Source organism: Pseudorhodoferax sp. LjRoot39 (assembly GCF_964253035.1).
Classification (GTDB): Bacteria; Pseudomonadota; Gammaproteobacteria; order Burkholderiales; family Burkholderiaceae_C; genus Pseudorhodoferax.
Map to the genome: position 1 here is coordinate 2,764,353 of NZ_CAXUQL020000001.1, position 17,166 is coordinate 2,781,518.

The 17,166-nt window shown below is 71.4% G+C and carries 14 protein-coding genes; 13 read left to right on the forward strand and 1 reads right to left on the reverse strand.

The window, feature by feature from the left end; genetic code table 11:
• Nucleotides 1–503: 503 nt before the first annotated feature.
• From ACSQ4M_RS13080 to ACSQ4M_RS13100, 5 genes are read left to right on the forward strand one after another with little or no spacing between them, the layout of a single operon-like run.
• Nucleotides 504–1,568 (forward strand): phosphotransferase family protein, encoded by a 1,065-nt coding sequence (locus tag ACSQ4M_RS13080; protein WP_436189949.1) that lies wholly within the window; start codon nt 504–506, stop codon nt 1,566–1,568.
• A gap of 23 nt (nt 1,569–1,591) precedes the next feature.
• Nucleotides 1,592–2,464 carry a MaoC/PaaZ C-terminal domain-containing protein gene (locus ACSQ4M_RS13085; RefSeq protein WP_436189950.1) on the forward strand — a complete coding sequence of 291 codons (873 nt, stop codon included), beginning with the start codon at nt 1,592–1,594 and terminating at the stop codon, nt 2,462–2,464.
• 20 nt (nt 2,465–2,484) lie between these two features.
• Nucleotides 2,485–3,315 carry an enoyl-CoA hydratase gene (locus tag ACSQ4M_RS13090; protein ID WP_436189951.1) on the forward strand — a complete coding sequence of 277 codons (831 nt, stop codon included), beginning with the start codon at nt 2,485–2,487 and terminating at the stop codon, nt 3,313–3,315.
• 1 nt (nt 3,316) lies between these two features.
• Nucleotides 3,317–5,026 carry a class I adenylate-forming enzyme family protein gene (locus tag ACSQ4M_RS13095; protein WP_436189952.1) on the forward strand — a complete coding sequence of 570 codons (1,710 nt, stop codon included), beginning with the start codon at nt 3,317–3,319 and terminating at the stop codon, nt 5,024–5,026.
• Entirely contained in the window at nt 5,023–6,465 is a 1,443-nt protein-coding gene (locus ACSQ4M_RS13100) for an MATE family efflux transporter (RefSeq protein ID WP_436189953.1), read from the forward strand. The genes ACSQ4M_RS13095 and ACSQ4M_RS13100 overlap by 4 nt, the downstream gene beginning before the upstream one ends.
• A 7-nt stretch (nt 6,466–6,472) precedes the next feature.
• Here the strand turns inward: ACSQ4M_RS13100 and ACSQ4M_RS13105 are convergent, their stop codons facing one another.
• A complete protein-coding gene (locus ACSQ4M_RS13105) occupies nt 6,473–6,694 on the reverse strand; it encodes an acetyl-CoA carboxylase biotin carboxyl carrier protein subunit (protein WP_436189954.1) in 222 nt (73 codons plus the stop codon).
• A 233-nt stretch (nt 6,695–6,927) separates the two neighbouring features.
• Between ACSQ4M_RS13105 and ACSQ4M_RS13110 the strand changes: the two genes are divergently transcribed.
• The 8 genes from ACSQ4M_RS13110 to ACSQ4M_RS13145 are packed head-to-tail and all read left to right on the forward strand — an operon-like array spanning nt 6,928 to nt 17,156.
• On the forward strand, nt 6,928–7,674 hold the full coding sequence (locus ACSQ4M_RS13110) for a GntR family transcriptional regulator (RefSeq protein ID WP_436189955.1): 747 nt from the start codon (nt 6,928–6,930) through the stop codon (nt 7,672–7,674).
• Nucleotides 7,675–7,698: 24 nt separating this feature from the next.
• On the forward strand, nt 7,699–8,676 hold the full coding sequence (locus tag ACSQ4M_RS13115; RefSeq protein ID WP_436189956.1) for an ABC transporter ATP-binding protein: 978 nt from the start codon (nt 7,699–7,701) through the stop codon (nt 8,674–8,676).
• On the forward strand, nt 8,673–9,677 hold the full coding sequence (locus ACSQ4M_RS13120; protein WP_436189957.1) for an ABC transporter ATP-binding protein: 1,005 nt from the start codon (nt 8,673–8,675) through the stop codon (nt 9,675–9,677). The genes ACSQ4M_RS13115 and ACSQ4M_RS13120 overlap by 4 nt, the downstream gene beginning before the upstream one ends.
• A gap of 52 nt (nt 9,678–9,729) precedes the next feature.
• On the forward strand, nt 9,730–11,307 hold the full coding sequence (locus ACSQ4M_RS13125) for an ABC transporter substrate-binding protein (RefSeq protein ID WP_436189958.1): 1,578 nt from the start codon (nt 9,730–9,732) through the stop codon (nt 11,305–11,307).
• Between the two features lie 31 nt (nt 11,308–11,338).
• Nucleotides 11,339–12,292 (forward strand): ABC transporter permease, encoded by a 954-nt coding sequence (locus tag ACSQ4M_RS13130; RefSeq protein ID WP_436189959.1) that lies wholly within the window; start codon nt 11,339–11,341, stop codon nt 12,290–12,292.
• Entirely contained in the window at nt 12,289–13,188 is a 900-nt protein-coding gene (locus ACSQ4M_RS13135; protein WP_436189960.1) for an ABC transporter permease, read from the forward strand. The genes ACSQ4M_RS13130 and ACSQ4M_RS13135 overlap by 4 nt, the downstream gene beginning before the upstream one ends.
• Nucleotides 13,189–13,207: 19 nt before the next feature.
• On the forward strand, nt 13,208–14,764 hold the full coding sequence (locus tag ACSQ4M_RS13140) for an acyl-CoA carboxylase subunit beta (RefSeq protein WP_436189961.1): 1,557 nt from the start codon (nt 13,208–13,210) through the stop codon (nt 14,762–14,764).
• A 10-nt stretch (nt 14,765–14,774) separates the two neighbouring features.
• On the forward strand, nt 14,775–17,156 hold the full coding sequence (locus tag ACSQ4M_RS13145; protein WP_436189962.1) for a CoA transferase: 2,382 nt from the start codon (nt 14,775–14,777) through the stop codon (nt 17,154–17,156).
• Nucleotides 17,157–17,166 lie beyond the last annotated feature (10 nt).

The following is a 17,166-nucleotide window of genomic DNA, read 5'->3' on the forward strand; positions in this document are numbered from 1 at the left end:
GCACCGCAGGTTGCCCGGAGCGCCAGCGGAGGGACAGGGGCACCGGGGTCGCCTTCTTTTGCTTACTTTTCTTGGCGAGACAAGAAAAGTAAGTCCGGGTGTGGGGTGGATAGCCCCACCTCCGAACGCCGATCAGCAAGTAGTGTGCATAGAACCCACTGCTTCAAACCAAGCCTCAGGGACCGGGATATGCCCCCGGCAGTGCAGTCACTTTCTCTTGCTCCGCCAAGAGAAAGTAACCAAAGAGAAGGCGGCCCCGGTGCCCCCGTCCCTCCGCTAGCGCTCCGGGCAACCTGCGGTGCTCGCGGCCTGGGCGCATTGCACAACTCGCACCACTCACTGCGTTCGTTCAGCTCGAACAAGTGCAATGAGTCAGATGTTGAAACGCGAGGTTCCCCGCGCCGCCCAGGCCACTGCGCTCCTCGGCGTGGGCACAGGGGTGGGAGCGGGGTCACACACGGGCCATCGCTGCGCTCGGCCGCGGCGCTCCACCGACAACCGACATGACCGACACCACCTCCACACCGACCGACCACGGCTTCGACGAAGCCACGCTGCAGACCTGGCTCGCGCAGAACGTCCCCGGCTTCACCGGCCCCATGACCGTCAGCAAATTCCCCGGCGGCCAATCCAACCCCACCTACAGCATCACCACCCCCACCCAGCGCTACGTGATGCGCGCCAAGCCCGGCCCCGCGGCCAAGCTGCTGCCCAGCGCCCACGCCGTCGAGCGCGAGTACACCGTGATGCAGGCCCTGCACGGCAGCGGCGTGCCGGTGGCGCGCATGCTCGCGCTGTGCAGCGACGAGGCCGTCATCGGCCGCGTGTTCTTCATCATGGAGCATGTGGAGGGGCGCGTGCTCTGGGACCCGGCCCTGCCCGGCATGGCTCCGGCCGAGCGCGCCGCCCACTACGCCGAGATGAACCGCGTGATCGCCGCGCTGCACCGTGTGCCCTTCGCCGAGCGCGGCCTGGCGGGCTACGGCAAGCCTGGCAACTACCTGGAGCGCCAGATCGGCCGCTGGGGCAAGCAGTACCAGGCCTCCATCACCACGCCCATCCCCGAGATGGACGCGCTGATGGACTGGCTGCCGGCCCACATCCCGGCCAGCGGCCGCGACGAGCAGGCCTGCATCGTCCACGGCGACTACCGGCTCGACAACATGATCTTCCACCCCACCGAGCCGCGCGTGCTGGCCGTGCTGGACTGGGAGCTGTCCACGCTGGGCCACCCGCTCGCGGACTTCAGCTACCACTGCCTGGTCTGGCATGTGGAGCCGTCCACGCAGCGCGGGCTGGAGGGGCTGGACCTGGCCGCGCTGGGCATCCCCACGCTCGATACCTACATGGCCATGTACTGCGAGAGCAGCGGGCTCACCACGCCCGAGGTGCTGCGGCAGGACTGGTCGTTCTACATGGCCTACAACCTGTTCCGCCTGGCCGCCATCGCCCAGGGCATCGCCAAGCGCGTGGAGGCCGGCACGGCATCCAGCGCCCAGGCCAGGGCGGCCGGCGCCAGCGCCGCACCGCGTGCGCGGCGTGCCTGGCAGTGGGCGCAGCAAGCCTGAACAACATCAACGGAGACAAGCCCATGCCCACCTACCGCCCGCGCGCCCTGCTGCCCGACGACCAACCCGGCCCCTGGAGCGATCCGGTGGCCATCGCCTACACGCAGCGCGACGTGCTGCTGTACGCCGTGGGCATCGGCTGCAGCGACCTGCGCCATGTCTACGAGCAGCACCCGCAGTTCGCCGTGTTTCCCACCTTCGCGATCCGCTGGGGCGCGGCCGGCCTGAAGCTCGACACGGAAGCCATCCCGAATTCGCCGGGCCCGCTGATGCTGGACGCCGAACGTTATCTGGAGCAGCTGGCCCCATTGCCCACCGAGGGCCAGGTGCAGGTGCGCGCGCGGCTGCTGTCCGTGCACCCGCGCCCGCGCGGCGCGGCCTTCGCCGAGGTCGAGGCCGAGGTCATCGATGCCAGCGGCCAGGTCTGCGTGCGCATGGTCAGCGGTTCGTTCCGGCGCGGCGTGGCGGCGCTGGGCGACATCGAACCCTTCGAGGGCGCCGGCATCGCGCGCTCGACCAAGCGCAGCGTGCCCGAGCGCGCGCCCGACCTTGACCTCTCGGTGACCATCCCCGCCAACCAGGCCCACATCTACCGGCTCTCGGGCGACTACAACCCGCTGCACATCGCGCCAGACGCAGCCAAATTCGGCGGCTTCGAGCAGCCCATCCTGCACGGCCTGTGCACCTACGGCCACTGCGGCCAGCTGCTGCTGGGCGCGCTGTGCGGTGGCGACGCGGCGCGCTTCCAGTCGCTGGGCCTGCGCTTCTCGTCGCCGGTCTACCCAGGTGACAGCCTGCGCATCGTCGGCTGGCACGACGGCCCCGGCCAACTGGTCTTCGAAGGGCGGGTGGGCGACAAGACCGTCGTCTCCAACGCCAGCTTTCGCCACCACTGAATTCCATCAGGAGCCTTCCCATGTCCGAACCCACCGTGATCGACACCGGCACCCCCGAGCTGCTGGCCCAACTGGACGCCGGCGTGCTGACGCTGACCATGAACCGCCCCGACGCGCGCAACGCCATGAGCCGCGCCATGAACACCGCCCTGCAGGAGCAGCTGGCGCTGGCCGAGTTCAACCATGCCGTGCGCTGCATCGTGCTGACGGGCGCGGGCAAGGGCTTTTGCGCGGGCGGCGACGTCAAGGGCATGGCCGCCAGCGGCGACGGCACGGTGGGCGCGCAGACCATCGACCAGGCCATCCACCGCCAGCGCGTGAACCAGCGCGCCACGGCCGGCAAGCTGTTCAAGATGCCCAAACCCACCGTGGCCGCGCTGCCGGGCGCAGCCGCTGGCGCCGGCCTCGCGCTGGCCCTGGCCTGCGACCTGCGCATCATGGCCAGCACCGCCGTCATGACCACGGCCTTCGCCAAGGTCGGCTTCTCGGGCGACTATGGCGGAAGCTACTTCCTCACCCAACTGGTGGGCACGGCCAAGGCGCGCGAGCTGTACTTCCTGTCCGAGCGCGTGGGCGCCGACGAGGCCCTGCGCCTGGGCCTCACGAACTGGGTCTGCGCGCCCGAGGAACTGGCCGAACGCACGCGCGCGCTCGCGCTGCGCCTGGCCACCGGCCCCACCGTGGCCTACCGCTACATGAAGGAAAACCTCAACCGCGCGCTGGCCGGCGAGGTCGACGACTGCATGGACCTGGAGGCCACGCACCACGTGCACTGCGGCCAGACCGAGGACCACCGCGAGGCCACCAAGGCCTTCGTGGCCAAGCGCGAACCCGTGTTCAACGGCCGCTGACATGGCCCAGCCCACCACCCGCGCCGAGGCCATCGCCACGCTGACCGCGCCCGGCATGCCCTATGCGCTGGAAGAGGCCACCGCGCTGGGCCGCCGCGTGCGCGTGTTCGCCAATGCCCCAGCATCGCTGCGCGCGCTGTACGAGGACACCGCGAGCGACCTGCCGTTCCTGGTGTACCAGGACGAGCGCATGACGTTCCGCGAGGCCTGGGCTGCCGCCAGCCGCATCGGCCATGTGCTGGTGCACGGCTGCGGCGTGCGGCCCGGCGAGCGCGTGGCGATTGCCATGCGCAACTACCCCGAGTGGGTGCTGGCCTTCTGTGCTATCACCAGCATCGGCGCCGTGGCCGTGGCCATGAACGGCCACTGGCAGGCCGACGAGCTGCTCTACGGCCTGCAGGACAGCGGCGCCCAGGTGGTGCTGGCCGACGCTGAACGTCTGGCGCGGCTCACGCAGCCGCAGGTGCGCGCCGCGCTGCCGCAGCTGCAATGCCTGGCCGTGCGCACCGACGAACTGCCGCCCGGCGTGCGCGCGCTGCGGTCCCTGACGGACCCGCTGGACGATGTGCCCATGCCGGCCGCGGACATCGCGCCCGACGACCACGCCACCATCCTCTACACCTCGGGCTCCACGGGCCATCCCAAGGGCGTGGTGTCCACGCACCGCAACATCCTCTCGGCCCTGCTGTCCTGGGAGCTGGACCGCGCCGTTGCCGAGCGCGTGGCCGGCCTGGAGCCGCCGGCCGTGCCGCCGCCGCAGCCCGGCACGCTGCTGGCCATCCCTCTGTTCCACGTGTCGGGCCTGCACGCGTCCTACCTGGTCGGCTACCGCATGCAGCGGCGCATGGTGGCCATGTACCGCTGGGACGCCGAGCAGGCGGCCGAGCTCATCGCACGCGAACGCCTGACCTCCATCAACGCGCCCGCCGCCATGACCGGCGACCTCGTGCGCGTGGCGCGGCAGAACAGGCACAGCCTGGCCACGCTGCTCACCGTGGGCGGCGGCGGCGCACCGCGCGCGCCCGAGCAGGTGCGCCAGATCGGCGCGAGCTTCGGCCAGGCCCTGCCCAACACGGGCTGGGGCATGACCGAGACCAATGCCATCGGCACCGGCATCGGCGGCGAGGACTACCTGGCCCGCCCAGCCAGCGCGGGCCGCTGCGCGCTGGTGCTGGAACTCAAGGTCGTCGACGAGACCGGCCGGGCCCTGCCGGCGGGCGAGCGCGGCGAGCTGCTGGTGCGTGGCACCTCGGTGTTTCCGGGGTACTGGAACCGGCCGGAGGCCAATGCGCAGTCCTTCCTCGAAGGTGGCTGGTTCCGCACCGGCGACGTGGCCTACCTGGACGAGGAGGGCTTCCTGTTCATCGTCGACCGCATCAAGGACCTCATCATCCGCGGTGGCGAAAACATCGGCTGCGGCCAGGTGGAAGCCGCGCTGCTGCTGCACCCCGACGTGCATGAGGCTGCTGTCTACGCCGTGCCCGACGAACGCATGGGCGAGGAGGTGGGCGCCACGGTGTACGGCGCGCCGGGCCTGGACGTGGAAGCCCTGCGCGCCTTTCTGGCCCAGCACCTCGCGCGCTTCGAGATCCCGCGCTATGTCCGGGTGGCGCCCGGGCCGCTGCCGCGCACGCCGTCCGGCAAGATCCTCAAGCGCCAGATCCGGCAGGCAGCGCTGGCGGAACACCCGGGCCACGCCGCCAGCGTGTGAGCACCCCCGTCACCGCGTCCAGCCACAGCCTGGCCGGCCGCTTCGTTGCCGGGCCGATCGCGCCCACGCTGATGCGCTTCGCGCTGCCGCTGCTGGCCACCAACCTGCTGCACGCGGCGACCGGCACCTGGGCGGCGGTGTGGGTCGGCCAGCTGCTGGGCGCCAGCGCGCTGCCGGCCGTGGCCACCGCCGCCGTGCTGCTGTTCATGCTGATGGGCGCGGTGATGGGCATGGGGACGGCTGCCGGCGTGGCCATCGGCCAGTCGCTGGGGGCGGGCGACCTGCATGCCGTCAAGCGCGTGGCCGGCTGCGCGCTGGCCTTCGTCACCGGCTTTTCGCTCATCGTCGCGGCAGCGGGCTGGGTGCTGGCGCCGCTGCTGATCGACGCGTTGGGTACACCTGCCGAGGTGCGTGCCTACGCGGTCGTGCACCTGCGCTTCACCTGTCTGTCGATGCCGGCCATCTTCGTCTACCTGGTGCTGGTCATGATGCTGCGCGGCAGCGGCGATGCGCGCACGCCGTTCCGCTTCACGCTGGTCTGGATCGGCCTGTCGCTGCTGCTGGTGCCACTGCTGCTGCGCGCCTTCGGCATCGCCGGCGTGGGCCTGGCCAACCTGCTCAGCGCTGGCACCGCGCTGGCCGCGCTGCTGGCCTACGTGTACCGCCGCCGCCTGCCCATCGCGCTGCACGGCGACGACATCCGCCACCTGCGGCCCGAGCGTGCGCTGCTGCTGCTCATGCTGCGGCGCGGCGTGCCGATGGCGCTGGAATCCATCGTCACGCAGGGTGCCTACTTCGCGCTGCTGGGCCTGGTCAACCGCTACGGCGCCACCACGGCCGCCGCCTACGCGGGCGCGGCCCAGCTGTGGACCTATGTGCAGGTGCCTGGCAACGCGCTGGCCGCCTCCATGTCGGCCATGGCGGCCATGAACATCGGCGCCGGCCGCTGGCCGCGCGTGGAGCAGATCGCGCTGCGCGGCTGCCTGGCCGGCCTGGCCGTCTCGACCACGGCCACGCTGCTGATCTATGCGCTGGGCGCGGCCTTCGACGACCTGCCGCTGCGCCTGTTCATCCGGACCGATGGCGAAGTGCTGGCGCAGGCGCGCCGCATCAACTTCATCGCGCTGTGGGGCTGGATCGCGCTGTCCATCACCATGGGCCTGTTCGCCGTGGTGCGCGCCAACGGCGCCATGCTGGCGCCCACGCTGGTCTTCATCGTCACGATGTGGGTGTTTCGCGTGCCGTTCGCGGTATGGCTGGAACCCTGGCTGGGCAGCGCCGCGATCTGGTGGAGCTTTCCGTTCGGCAGCATCACCTCGGCGCTGCTGGCCTGGGCCTATTACCGCTGGGGCAGCTGGCGGCGCCGGCCGCTGATGTTGAGCCCGCTGGCCAGCACGGCGGCCGCCGCCGCGGCGGCCGATACGTATCTCGGCGAGTAGCCGCGCCTCAGGAGGCCACCACGACCAGCACCTGGTTCTCCTGCACCTCGTCGCCTTCGCCGACCAGCAGCTGCTGCAGCACGCCGTTGGCGGTGGCGTCCAGCGGGATCTCCATCTTCATGGACTCGAGGATCAGCAGCGTGTCGCCGGCGGCAACCTGGTCGCCGACCTGGCGCTCCAGTTTCCAGACTTTTCCGGTGACGGGGGATTCGATGCGGTGCATGCCCATGGTGTGGTGTCTCCAGTGCGAATGGCTGCTCGATTGGACCGGCGCGCGGGCCTGCGAGACATAGGGGAAAACACTCCGAAATTGTTAACAAATGACAGTTTCAATGGACGCCTCGGATTTCTAGAATCAACGCGCCAAGGTGCATGTCAGAGATGCCACACGCCCGCAAGACCCCTGCCAAAACCGCTGCAAAGGTCTCGTCCAGCGCCGCTGGAACGTCGACGGGGCGCGCCGTGCGCAAGGCCGCGAAGACCGCCGCGGCGACGACGGCCACCACCGCCACCACCGGCGAGCAGATCGCCAAGCAGCTCGGCCAGGCCATCCTCGAAGGCCGCCATGCCATCGGCGCGCGCGTCGGCGAGCAGGCCGTGGCCGAGATGTTCTCGGTCAGCCGCGGGCCCGTGCGCGATGCGCTGCGCATCCTCGAACGCCAGGGCCTGATCGAGATCCAGGCGCGCCGTGGTGCGCGCGTACGCCATCTCTCGCACAACGAGGTCGCCGACATCTTCAACGTGCGCGGCGTGCTGCTGGGCCTGGCGGTGCGCTACCTCTCGCGCAACCCCGACAAGTCCGGCCTCGCCGAGGTCGATCCGCGCCTCGCGCAGCTGCGCAAGCTGGCCGTGCAGAAGAAACCCTCGCTGCTCGATTTCGCGCAGGCCACGGGCCGCGTGGCCATGGGTCTGCTGGCCGCCTGCCGCAGCCCCAAGGTGCTGCAGACCACCTACCGCGATCTGCCGCACGATGCGCTGTGGCGCATGCTGTGGGTCAAGCCCGCGCCGCCGGACTACGAGAGTTCGGCGCGGCGCACCGCGACCTACGAAGACTACGCGCAGCTGCTCGAGACGATCCGCGCCAGCGATGCCGACGCGGCCGAGGCGCTGATGCGCAAGATCATGAGCAACACCCGCGACGAGGTGCTGCACTACCTGGGCCTCCTGGACGCCGACGACGCGGATGCCTTCCGCCGCCAGGTGCTCTGAGGTCTTGACCCACACGGCCCCACCATGCTCGAAGTCCAGGATCTCTCCGTGTCCTTCCTCACCGCGCGTGGCCAGGTGGCGGTCACGCGCAAGCTGAACTTCTCCATCGCGGCCGGCGAGCGGCTCGGCGTGGTGGGCGAGAGCGGCTGCGGCAAGTCGGTCACCGGCCTGTCCATCCTGCGGCTGCTGCCGCCGCAGAACACCGTGATCGAGGGCCGCGTGCGGATGCAGGGGCAGGACCTGGTCGGCCTGCCCGAGGCACGCATGCAGGCCATCCGCGGGCGCGACATCGCGATGATCTTCCAGGAGCCGATGACCGCGCTGGACCCTGTGTTCAGCATCGGCCACCAGATCGCCGAGGCCTACCGCTGCCACTTCCCGGTGAGCGCGGCCGAGGCGCGTGAGCGCGCGGTCCAGGCGCTCGCGCGCGTCGGCATCCCCTCGCCCGCGCGCCGCTTCGACGAGTACCCGCACCAGTTCTCCGGCGGCATGCGCCAGCGCGTGATGATCGCCATGGCCCTGATCTGCGAGCCCAAGCTGTTGATCGCCGACGAGCCCACCACCGCGCTGGACGTCACGGTGCAGGCCCAGATCACCGACCTGCTGCGCGAACTCAGCGAGCGCGCGGGCACGGCCATGCTGTTCATCAGCCACGATCTGGGCGTGGTGGCCGAGGTCTGCACGCGCATGCTGACCATGTACGCGGGCGAGATCGTCGAGGACGGCCCGGTCGACGCCGCGCTGGTGCGGCCGCGCCATCCCTACACCTCGGGCCTGCTGCGCTCGCTGCCGCGGCTGGCCAAGCGGCGCGAGGCCCTGCCGTCGATCCGGGGCCGTGTGCCCTCGCCGAGCGAGATGCCCGCTGGCTGCCGCTTCCGCGAACGCTGCGACCACGCCCTGCCGCACTGCGTCGAGGAGCAGGTGGCGCAGCAGGTCGAGGTCGGCCACCTGGCGCGCTGTGAACGTGCCACCGAGCTGAGCCTGCCGGGAGTGCTGAATTGACTGCCGCCACAGCCGCGCCGCCGCTGCTCAGCGTGCGCGACCTCGCCATCCGCTTCCCGTTGCCCGAGCGCGGCCAGACCGTGCGCGCCGTCGACGGCGTGAGCTTCGATGTGCTGGCCGGCGAGACCTTCGGCATCATCGGCGAATCGGGCTCGGGCAAGACCACGTTGGGCCGGGCCCTGGTGTCGCTGCTACCGCCGACCGAAGGCCAGGTGCTGCACGACGGCGTGGACCCGCGCACGCTGGGCGCGCGGGCGCTGCGTGCGCACCGGCGCGACTACCAGATCATCTTCCAGGACCCGCATGCCGCGCTGAACCCGCGCCAGCGCGTGCTCGACAGCGTGTGCGAGCCGCTGGAGATCGCCGGCGGCATGAACGCGGCCGAGCGCGAGCGCCGCGCGCTGCAGGCGCTGGACCGGGTCGGCATCGCGGCCGAGTACGCGCAGCGCTACCCGCACATGCTGTCGGGCGGGCAGAAGCAGCGCATCAACATCGCGCGCGCGCTCACGTTGCAGCCCAAGCTCATCGTCTGCGACGAGGTGGTGGCGGCGCTGGACGTGTCGATCCGCGGCGACGTGCTGAACCTGTTCGCCGACCTGCAGCGCGAGCTGGGCCTGACCTACGTCTTCATCACGCACGACTTGTCGGTGGTCTCGCACGTGAGCGACCGCATCGCCGTGACCTACCTGGGCCGGCTCATGGAGGTCGGGCCGACCGAGGCCGTGGGCGAGCGCCCGCTGCACCCCTACACCGAGGCGCTGATGTCGGCCGACCCGCTGCCGCTGCCCTCGCACCTGCGCACCCACAAGCGCATCGTGCTGCAGGGCGAGATCCCGAGCCCGATCGACCCGCCCTCGGGCTGCCGCTTCCGCACGCGCTGTCCCAGCGCGCAACCGCGCTGCACGGCCGAGGTGCCGGCCTGGCGCGAGCTGCGGCCCGCGCACTGGGCGGCCTGCCACTACGCCACGGCCGACGGGCCGCCGCAGCGGCAAGGCCCCTGAGCGCGCGGCCCGCGGCAGAGCGCTTCACAGAACACCACAGAAGGAGACAAGCATGAGCCAGCCAGCATCCGCATCCGAAACCGAGCGCGCATCCTTGGGGTTGTCGCGCAGAGACCTCATGGTGATGGCCGGCGCCATCGCCGGCACGGCCGCCACGGGCGGCGCCTGGGCCCAGGCCGCCGCCCCCAAACGCGGCGGCGTGCTCAAGGTCTCGGCCAACGCCAACCCTTCCAGCCTGGACCCGGCCACGGGCGGCGCGGGCTCCGACCACACCTTCCTGTGGACCATCTTCGACACCCTGGTCGAGTGGGACTACCAGACGCTCAAGACCAAGCCGGGCATGGCCAGGTTCTCGTTCCCGGACCCGCTGACCATGGTGCTGGACATCCAGCCCGGCATCGTCTTCCACGACGGCACGCCGATGAACGCCGAGGCTGTCAAGTTCAACTTCGACCGCAACCGGCAGGACCCACGCTCCAACATCAAGGCCGACCTGCAGAACGTGGGCGAGGTGCTGGTCAGCGGCCCGCTGCAGGTGACGGTGAAGCTGCAGCGGCCCGACACCGCGCTGCCGGCCATCCTGTCGGACCGCGCCGGCATGATGGTCTCGCCCAAGGCCGTGCAGGCGCTGGGCGCCGAGCATGACCGCAAGCCGGTGGGGGCCGGCCCCTGGAAGATCGTGCGCTGGGCGGCCAACGAGAAGGTCGAGGTCACGCGCGCCGACAACTACTGGCGCAAGGACCGCGCCTTCGTCGACGGCATCGAGTTCTTCATCATCCCCGAGCTGGCCACGGGCCTGCGGGCGGTGGTCAGCGGGCAGAACGACTTCGCCTACCAGGTGCCGCCGCGGCTGATCCCCCTCATCACCAAGGCCAAGCAGCTGCGCCAGATCAGCGGCCCCACCCTGTACTGCCTGCAGCTGTACCTGAACATGGCCAAGCCGGGCCTGGACAAGCTCAAGGTGCGCCAGGCCATCAACCATGCGGTGGACCGCCAGGCCTTCGTGAAGGGCTCGCTGGCCGGCGTGGGCGAGCCCGCCTACATGAACCTGCCCAAGAGCCACTGGGCCTTCGACGAAAGCCTGGTGGGCCTGTACCTGCGCGACGTGGCCAAGGCGCGCCAGTTGCTCGCCGAGGCCGGCTACAAGGACGGCATCGAGCTCTCCGTGGGCAGCTACACCGACCAGGATTCGGTGCGGCGCAGCGAGATCATCATGGAGCAACTGCGCGAGGCCGGCATCCGGCTCAAGTTCATCACCGGCACCATCCCCGAGATCAGCGGCCAGTTCTTCGGCACCGAGAAGAAGTTCGACATGCTGCTGTCGGCCTGGACCGGCCGGCCCGATCCGAGCATGACCTACAGCCTGATGTACAGCAAGGACGCCTACTTCAACGCCGGCCGCGTGGACACCGGCAAGGAGCTGGCCGACATGCTGGCCGAGAGCCGCGTGGCCGAGCGCATCGAGTCGCGCACGCTGATCTTCCGGCGGCTGCAGCGCCATGTGATGGAGAACGCGCTGGTGGTGCCGCTGGCCTTCCAGTACGAGCTGGTGGCCGCCTCGTCCAAGGTCCAGGGCTACACGTCCAACCTGCTGGGCAAGCCCAAGTACGAGTTCATCGCGCTGCAATGAATGCTGCCCTGAACGAGAGCGGGGGCGTGCCATGCTGAGCTCGGGGCGCCTGCGCGTGGTCCGGCGGCGGCTGCTGCAGGCCGTGCCGGTGCTGGTGCTGGCCACCTTCGTGGTCTACAGCCTGCTCAAGCTGATGCCGGGTGACATCGCGATCACGCTGGCCGGCGAGAACGCGACCGAGGCCCGCATCCACGAGATCCGCGAGATCTACGGCCTGAACCGGCCCTTTCTCGTGCAGTACGGCAGCTGGCTCGCGCATGCCGTGCAGGGCGACCTGTCGCGCTCGCTGGCCACCGGCGAGGAGGTGGCGCGCTCGATCGCGCGGGCCTTCCCGAACACGCTGCTGATCGTGGTGCTGGCCATGGGCGTGGCGCTGCTGGTCGGCGTCCCGCTGGGCATGCTGGCCGCCAGCCGGCCCGACGGGCTGCGCGACCGGGCCGTGACCTCCATCGCCTCGCTGGGCATCGCCGTGCCCAACTTCTGGCTCGCCATGCTGCTGGTGGCCTGGCTGGCGCTGGACTTCGGCTGGTTCCCCGCCACCGGCGCCAAGCCGCTGCAGGACGGCATCTGGCCCGCGCTGCACCACGCCATCCTGCCGGCGCTGGCGCTGGCCGCGGGCGGCGTGGCCGAGGTCTCGCGCCAGCTGCGCAGCTCGCTGGTGGAGATCCTGTCCTCGCCGCCCGTGCGTACGCTGCGCGCCAAGGGCCTGAGCCCCGCCGCCATCCTCTGGAAGCACGGGCTCAAGAACGCCGGCGTCAACCTGCTGACCGTGGTCACGCTGCTGTTCAACCGCATGCTGGCGGCCACGGTGGTGGTCGAGGCCGTGTTCGCCATCCCGGGCATGGGCAACCTGATCGTCAACGCCGCGCTCACGCGCGACCTGCCCGTGGTGCAGGGCGTGGTGTTCGTGATGGTGCTGGTGGTCATCGCGGTGAACCTCACGGCCGACCTGCTCTACACCTTCCTCGACCCGCGCATCGCATGAGTACCGTCCAACCTCTCCAAGATGTCGGCACCGTGGTCCGCCCGCCGGCGGCCCGGCCGACCGGCATCCGCCGCCTGCTGGCCTGGCTGCGCAGCGACCTGCGCGCCGCGCTGAGCCTGGCCTTCCTGGCCTCCCTGGTGGTGCTAGCCCTCACCGCGCCGCTGATCGCACCCTATACCGTGGAGGCGCAGGACCTGGACAACACGCTGGCCGCGCCCAGCGCCGCGCACCTGCTGGGCACCGACGACCTGGGCCGCGACGTGTTCAGCCGCATGCTGCACGGCGCCGCCAGCACGTTGTACGCCAGCCTGCTGGCGGTCGGCATCGCCATCGTGCTGGGCGTGCCCGTGGGCCTGCTGGCCGGCTACCGGGGCGGCTGGGTGGACGATGGCATCAGCCGCTTCATCGACGCGCTGCTGTCCTTCCCGTCCATCGTGCTGGCCATCGCCGTCACCGGCGCGCTCGGCATCGGGCTGACCAACGGGATGATCTCGGTGGGCATCGTGTTCTCGCCGCAGCTGGCGCGGCTGGTGCGGGCGCGCGCGCTGGTGGTGCGGCAGGACCTGTATGTCGATGCCTCGCGCTGCTTCGGCGCGAGCACGGCGCGCATCCTGTGGCGCCATGTGCTGCCCAACACCGTGCAGCCCGTGATCGTGCAGGTCACGCTGCTGCTGGCGGCGGCGCTGCTGGCCGAGGCCTCGCTGAGCTTCCTGGGCCTGGGCATCCAGCCGCCCAGTCCGAGCTGGGGCTCGATGCTGGCGCGGGCGTACCAGAACATGGAACTGGCCCCCGAGCAGATGTACGCGCCCGGCATGGCCATCCTGCTGACCGCGCTGGCCTTCAACACGCTGGGCGAGTCCATGCGCGTGGCGCTGGACCCGACCACCAAACGCTGAACGACAAGGAGACACACCGATGACCTGGACCCCCGAACTCGACGAACTGGTGCAACGCCAGGGCATGGCCCGGCAGATGGGCGGGCCCGACAAGGTGCAGCGCCAGCACGATGCCGGCCGGCTGACGGTGCGCGAGCGCATCGACCGGCTGGCCGATGCCAAGAGCTTCCACGAGGTCGGCGAGCTGTCCGGCATCGGCACCTACGACGCCGAGGGCAGGCTGCAGCAGGTGATGCCGGCCAATTGCGTGTTCGGCCGCGCGCGCATCGACGGCCGGCCCGTGGTGCTGGTCGGCGACGACTTCACGGTGCGCGGCGGTTCGGCCGATGCCTCCATCGCCGCCAAGCCGATGATGGCCGAGGACATGGCCGCGTCCTTCCGCCTGCCCATCGTGCGCATCATCGAAGGCTCGGGCGGCGGCGGCTCGGTCAAGACCATCGAGACCAAGGGCGCGTCCAACCTGCCGGGCGGCGTGGACCAGACGCGCGGCTTCTACATGATGACGGCCAACCTCGGCGAGGTGCCCGTGGTCGGCCTGGGCCTGGGCTCGGTCGCCGGGCTCGGCGCGGCGCGGCTGGCCTCGAGCCACTTCTCGGTCATGACGCGCAGCTCGGCCATGTTCGTGGCCGGCCCGCCGCTCGTGGCGCGGCTGGGCCAGAGCCTCACCAAGCAGGAGCTGGGCGGAGCCGACATCCAGGCCCGCAGCGGCGCGATCGACCAGGTGGTCGACACCGAGGAGGAGGCCTTCGACTGCGTGCGGCGCTTCCTGTCGTACCTGCCTTCTTCGGTTCACGGCGTGCCGCCCGTGTTGCCCAGCCAGGACGACCCCGCGCGCGCCGACGAGGCGCTCATGCAGGCCGTGCCGCGCAACAAGCGGCAGGTCTACAAGATGCGGCCCATCATCGCCGCGGTGGTCGATGCGGGCAGCTTCTTCGAGATGGGCGCGCAGTTCGGGCGCAGCATCATCACCGGGCTGGCGCGCATCGACGGCCACCCGGTGCTGCTGCTGGCCAGCGACCCCTACCACTACGGCGGCGCCTGGAGCGCAGACGCCTGCCAGAAGGTGGTGCGCTTCGTCGACCTGGCCGAGACCTTCCACCTGCCTGTCGTCTACCTGATGGACTGCCCGGGCTTCATGATCGGCCAGGAGGCCGAGCGCACGGCCACCATCCGCCACGGCGTGCGCGCCATGGCCGCGATGAACCAGACCACCATGCCCTGGTGCACGGTGATCGTGCGCAACGCCTTCGGCGTGGCCGGCGCGGCCCACCAGCCCAGCGGCCGGCTGTCGCTGCGCTATGCCTGGCTGTCGGCCAGCTGGGGCTCGCTGCCGCTGGAGGGCGGCATCGAGGCCGCCTACCGCGCCGACATCGACGCGGCCGAAGACCCGGCCGCCGAGCTGCGCAAGATCGAGGCCCGCCTCAACGCGCTGCGCTCGCCCTTCCGCAGCGCCGAGAAGTTCTGGGTCGAAGAGATCATCGACCCGCGCGCCACGCGCGAGCGCCTGGTCGATTTCGTGCACCTGGCCGAGCCGCTGCGCACGCCGGGCCGCAGCGGCCCGGCCATGCGGCCGTGAGGGGCGGCCGATGACGGGCGCCACACCCCAGCGTGCCGCTCTGGCCGGCCTGCGCGTTCTGGAGATCGGCGGCGGCGCGGCCGCGGCCTACTGTGGCCGCCTGCTGGCCGATGCCGGTGCCGAGGTCTGCAGCACGGCCCTGCGCGAGCCGCTGCGCCTGGCCGGCATCGTGCGCGCCGACGACCCCGTCGAGCAGGCCTACGGCCACTGGCTCGCGGCCGGCAAGGCGCTGCTGCCGGCCATGGCGCAGGACGCGGTGCAGGCGCTGAGCCGCGGCTTCGACCTGGTGCTGGTGGGCGAGGCCTCGCAGTGCGCGGCCGCTGCGCTGCAGCCGCGCGTGGCCAGCATCGATCTGTCGTGGTTCGGCCGCTGGGACCCACGCCACGGCTGGCCCGGCAGCGACCTGGTCGTGCAGGCCTTGAACGGCATGCCCCACATGGTCGGCCGGGAGGACGGACCGCCGCTGGCCAACGGCGACCGGCAGGCCACCATGGTCGGCGGTGTCACGGCCTACATCGCCGCCTGTGCCGCGCTGCTGGCCGAACCTGCGGGCGCGCCGCGCCGGCTCGAGGTGTCCATCGCCGAGGCCAACCTGGTGCTGGCCGAGATGCACATGTACTTCTTCCAGCGCGACGGCCAGCCGATGCGGCGCTGGGGCATCAACCGCTTTGCGCCCAACAGCCCGGTCGGCATCTACCCCTGCCGCGAGGGCTGGGTCGGCATCACCGTGGCCACGCCCGACCAGTGGCGCGCGCTGTGCGAGGCACTGGACCTGAAGACCATGGCCGCCGACGAGGGCCTGGCCACGCGTGAACTGCGCTTCGGCCGGCTGGACGAGGTGGAGGAGGGCCTGTGCGCCGCGCTGGCCCGGCGCACGGCCACCGAATGGGCCGCGGTCGGGCGCGACTACCGCGTGCCCATCGTCGTGGTGCCCGATGCCGAGGGCATCCTGCAGCACCCGGTCTTCGGCGCGCGCGCATCGCTGAGCCGGCTCGCGCTGCCCGGCGGCGCGGTGCAGGTGCCGCGCACGCCCTTCGGCCTCACGGAGACGCCGGTGCCGACCCAGCTGGCGCCCGCGCGCGCCGTGGCGGCCGAGCACCCGGCGGGCCAGGCGCTGTCCGGCGCCGCGCCGGCCGAGTCGCCCCACGCGCCGCCGTTGCAGGGCATCACGCTGGTCGACTTCTCGATGGGCTGGGCCGGGCCGCTGGCTTCGCGCCTGCTGGCCGATCTGGGCGCCACCGTGGTCAAGGTCGAGGCGGCGCGATACCCCGACTGGTGGCGCGGCGTGAACTGGACGCCCGAGTTCATCGCCGAGCGCGGCTACGAGCTCTCCAGCATCTTCTGCGGCATGAACCGCGGCAAGCAGGGCGTCAGCATCGACCTGACCACCCCGGCCGGCCGGCAGATTGCGCGCGACCTCGTGCGCAATGCCGACGCCGTGGTCGAGAACCAGGCCGCCGGCGTGATGGCCAAGTTCGGCCTGGACTACGCGCAGCTGCGCGAAGTGCGGCCCGACGTGGTGATGGCGTCCATGTCCTGCTTCGGCACGGGCAACGCCTGGTCCGGCACGCGCGCCTACGGCTCCACGCTGGAGCAGGGCAGCGGCCTGCCCAGCTTCACGGGCACACCCGGCACCGCGCCGACCATGACGCACCTGGCGCACGGCGACCCGGTCGGCGGCCTCTACGGCTGCGCCGGCCTGCTGACCGCGCTGGTGCACCGCCGCCGGCACGGCCAGGGGCAGTACGTGAACATCAGCATGGTCGAGGCCATGCTGCAGTTCACCACGCCGGCGCTGCTGGCGCACCAGTTGGCGCCCACCGCACCACTGCGGCGCGGCAACCGGCGTGGCCACGCCGTGCCGCACGGCATCTACCCGGCCGCCGGCGACGACCAGTGGCTGGCGCTGGAGGTGGCCGACGCGCAGGGCTTTGCCGCGCTGTGCGGGCTGCTGGGCCGCAGCGACTGGGCGCAGGACCCGGCGCTGCGCACTTTGGCCGGCCGGCGTGCGCATGAGGACGCCATCGACGCGGCCATCGCCGCCTGGTCGCGCCCGCAGGCGCCCGCTGCGGCCGCGGCCGCATTGCGCGCGGCCGGCATCGCTGCGGCACCCGTGCTGCGTGCCGACCAGCTCGAAGCCGACGCCGACCTGGCCGGTGCCGACCTGTTCATCGACCTCGCGCGTGCCGTGTCCGGCCCGCAGCGCCAGGTCGGCCCGGCCATCCGCCAGGACGGCCAGCGCCTGGGCGCGCACAGCCCGGCGCCTCTGCTCGGCGAGCACAGCCAGGCCGCGCTGCAGGCCCATGCCGGCATCGGCCCGGCGCGCTTCGACGCGCTGGTGGCCGAGGGCGTGATCGGCCTGTCGCCCAAGCCCGCGCGCAACCTTGTGTAGATCCACTTTC

Bases quoted from the DNA above. Each gene is read 5' to 3' on its own strand.
- ACSQ4M_RS13080 (WP_436189949.1), top strand. From the start codon at position 504: ATGACCGACACCACCTCCACACCGACCGACCACGGCTTCGACGAAGCC.
- ACSQ4M_RS13085 (WP_436189950.1), top strand. From the start codon at position 1,592: ATGCCCACCTACCGCCCGCGCGCCCTGCTGCCCGACGACCAACCCGGC.
- ACSQ4M_RS13090 (WP_436189951.1), top strand. From the start codon at position 2,485: ATGTCCGAACCCACCGTGATCGACACCGGCACCCCCGAGCTGCTGGCC.
- ACSQ4M_RS13095 (WP_436189952.1), top strand. From the start codon at position 3,317: ATGGCCCAGCCCACCACCCGCGCCGAGGCCATCGCCACGCTGACCGCG.
- ACSQ4M_RS13105 (WP_436189954.1), bottom strand. From the start codon at position 6,694: ATGGGCATGCACCGCATCGAATCCCCCGTCACCGGAAAAGTCTGGAAA.
- ACSQ4M_RS13115 (WP_436189956.1), top strand. From the start codon at position 7,699: ATGCTCGAAGTCCAGGATCTCTCCGTGTCCTTCCTCACCGCGCGTGGC.
- ACSQ4M_RS13125 (WP_436189958.1), top strand. From the start codon at position 9,730: ATGAGCCAGCCAGCATCCGCATCCGAAACCGAGCGCGCATCCTTGGGG.
- ACSQ4M_RS13130 (WP_436189959.1), top strand. From the start codon at position 11,339: ATGCTGAGCTCGGGGCGCCTGCGCGTGGTCCGGCGGCGGCTGCTGCAG.
- ACSQ4M_RS13135 (WP_436189960.1), top strand. From the start codon at position 12,289: ATGAGTACCGTCCAACCTCTCCAAGATGTCGGCACCGTGGTCCGCCCG.
- ACSQ4M_RS13140 (WP_436189961.1), top strand. From the start codon at position 13,208: ATGACCTGGACCCCCGAACTCGACGAACTGGTGCAACGCCAGGGCATG.
- ACSQ4M_RS13145 (WP_436189962.1), top strand. From the start codon at position 14,775: ATGACGGGCGCCACACCCCAGCGTGCCGCTCTGGCCGGCCTGCGCGTT.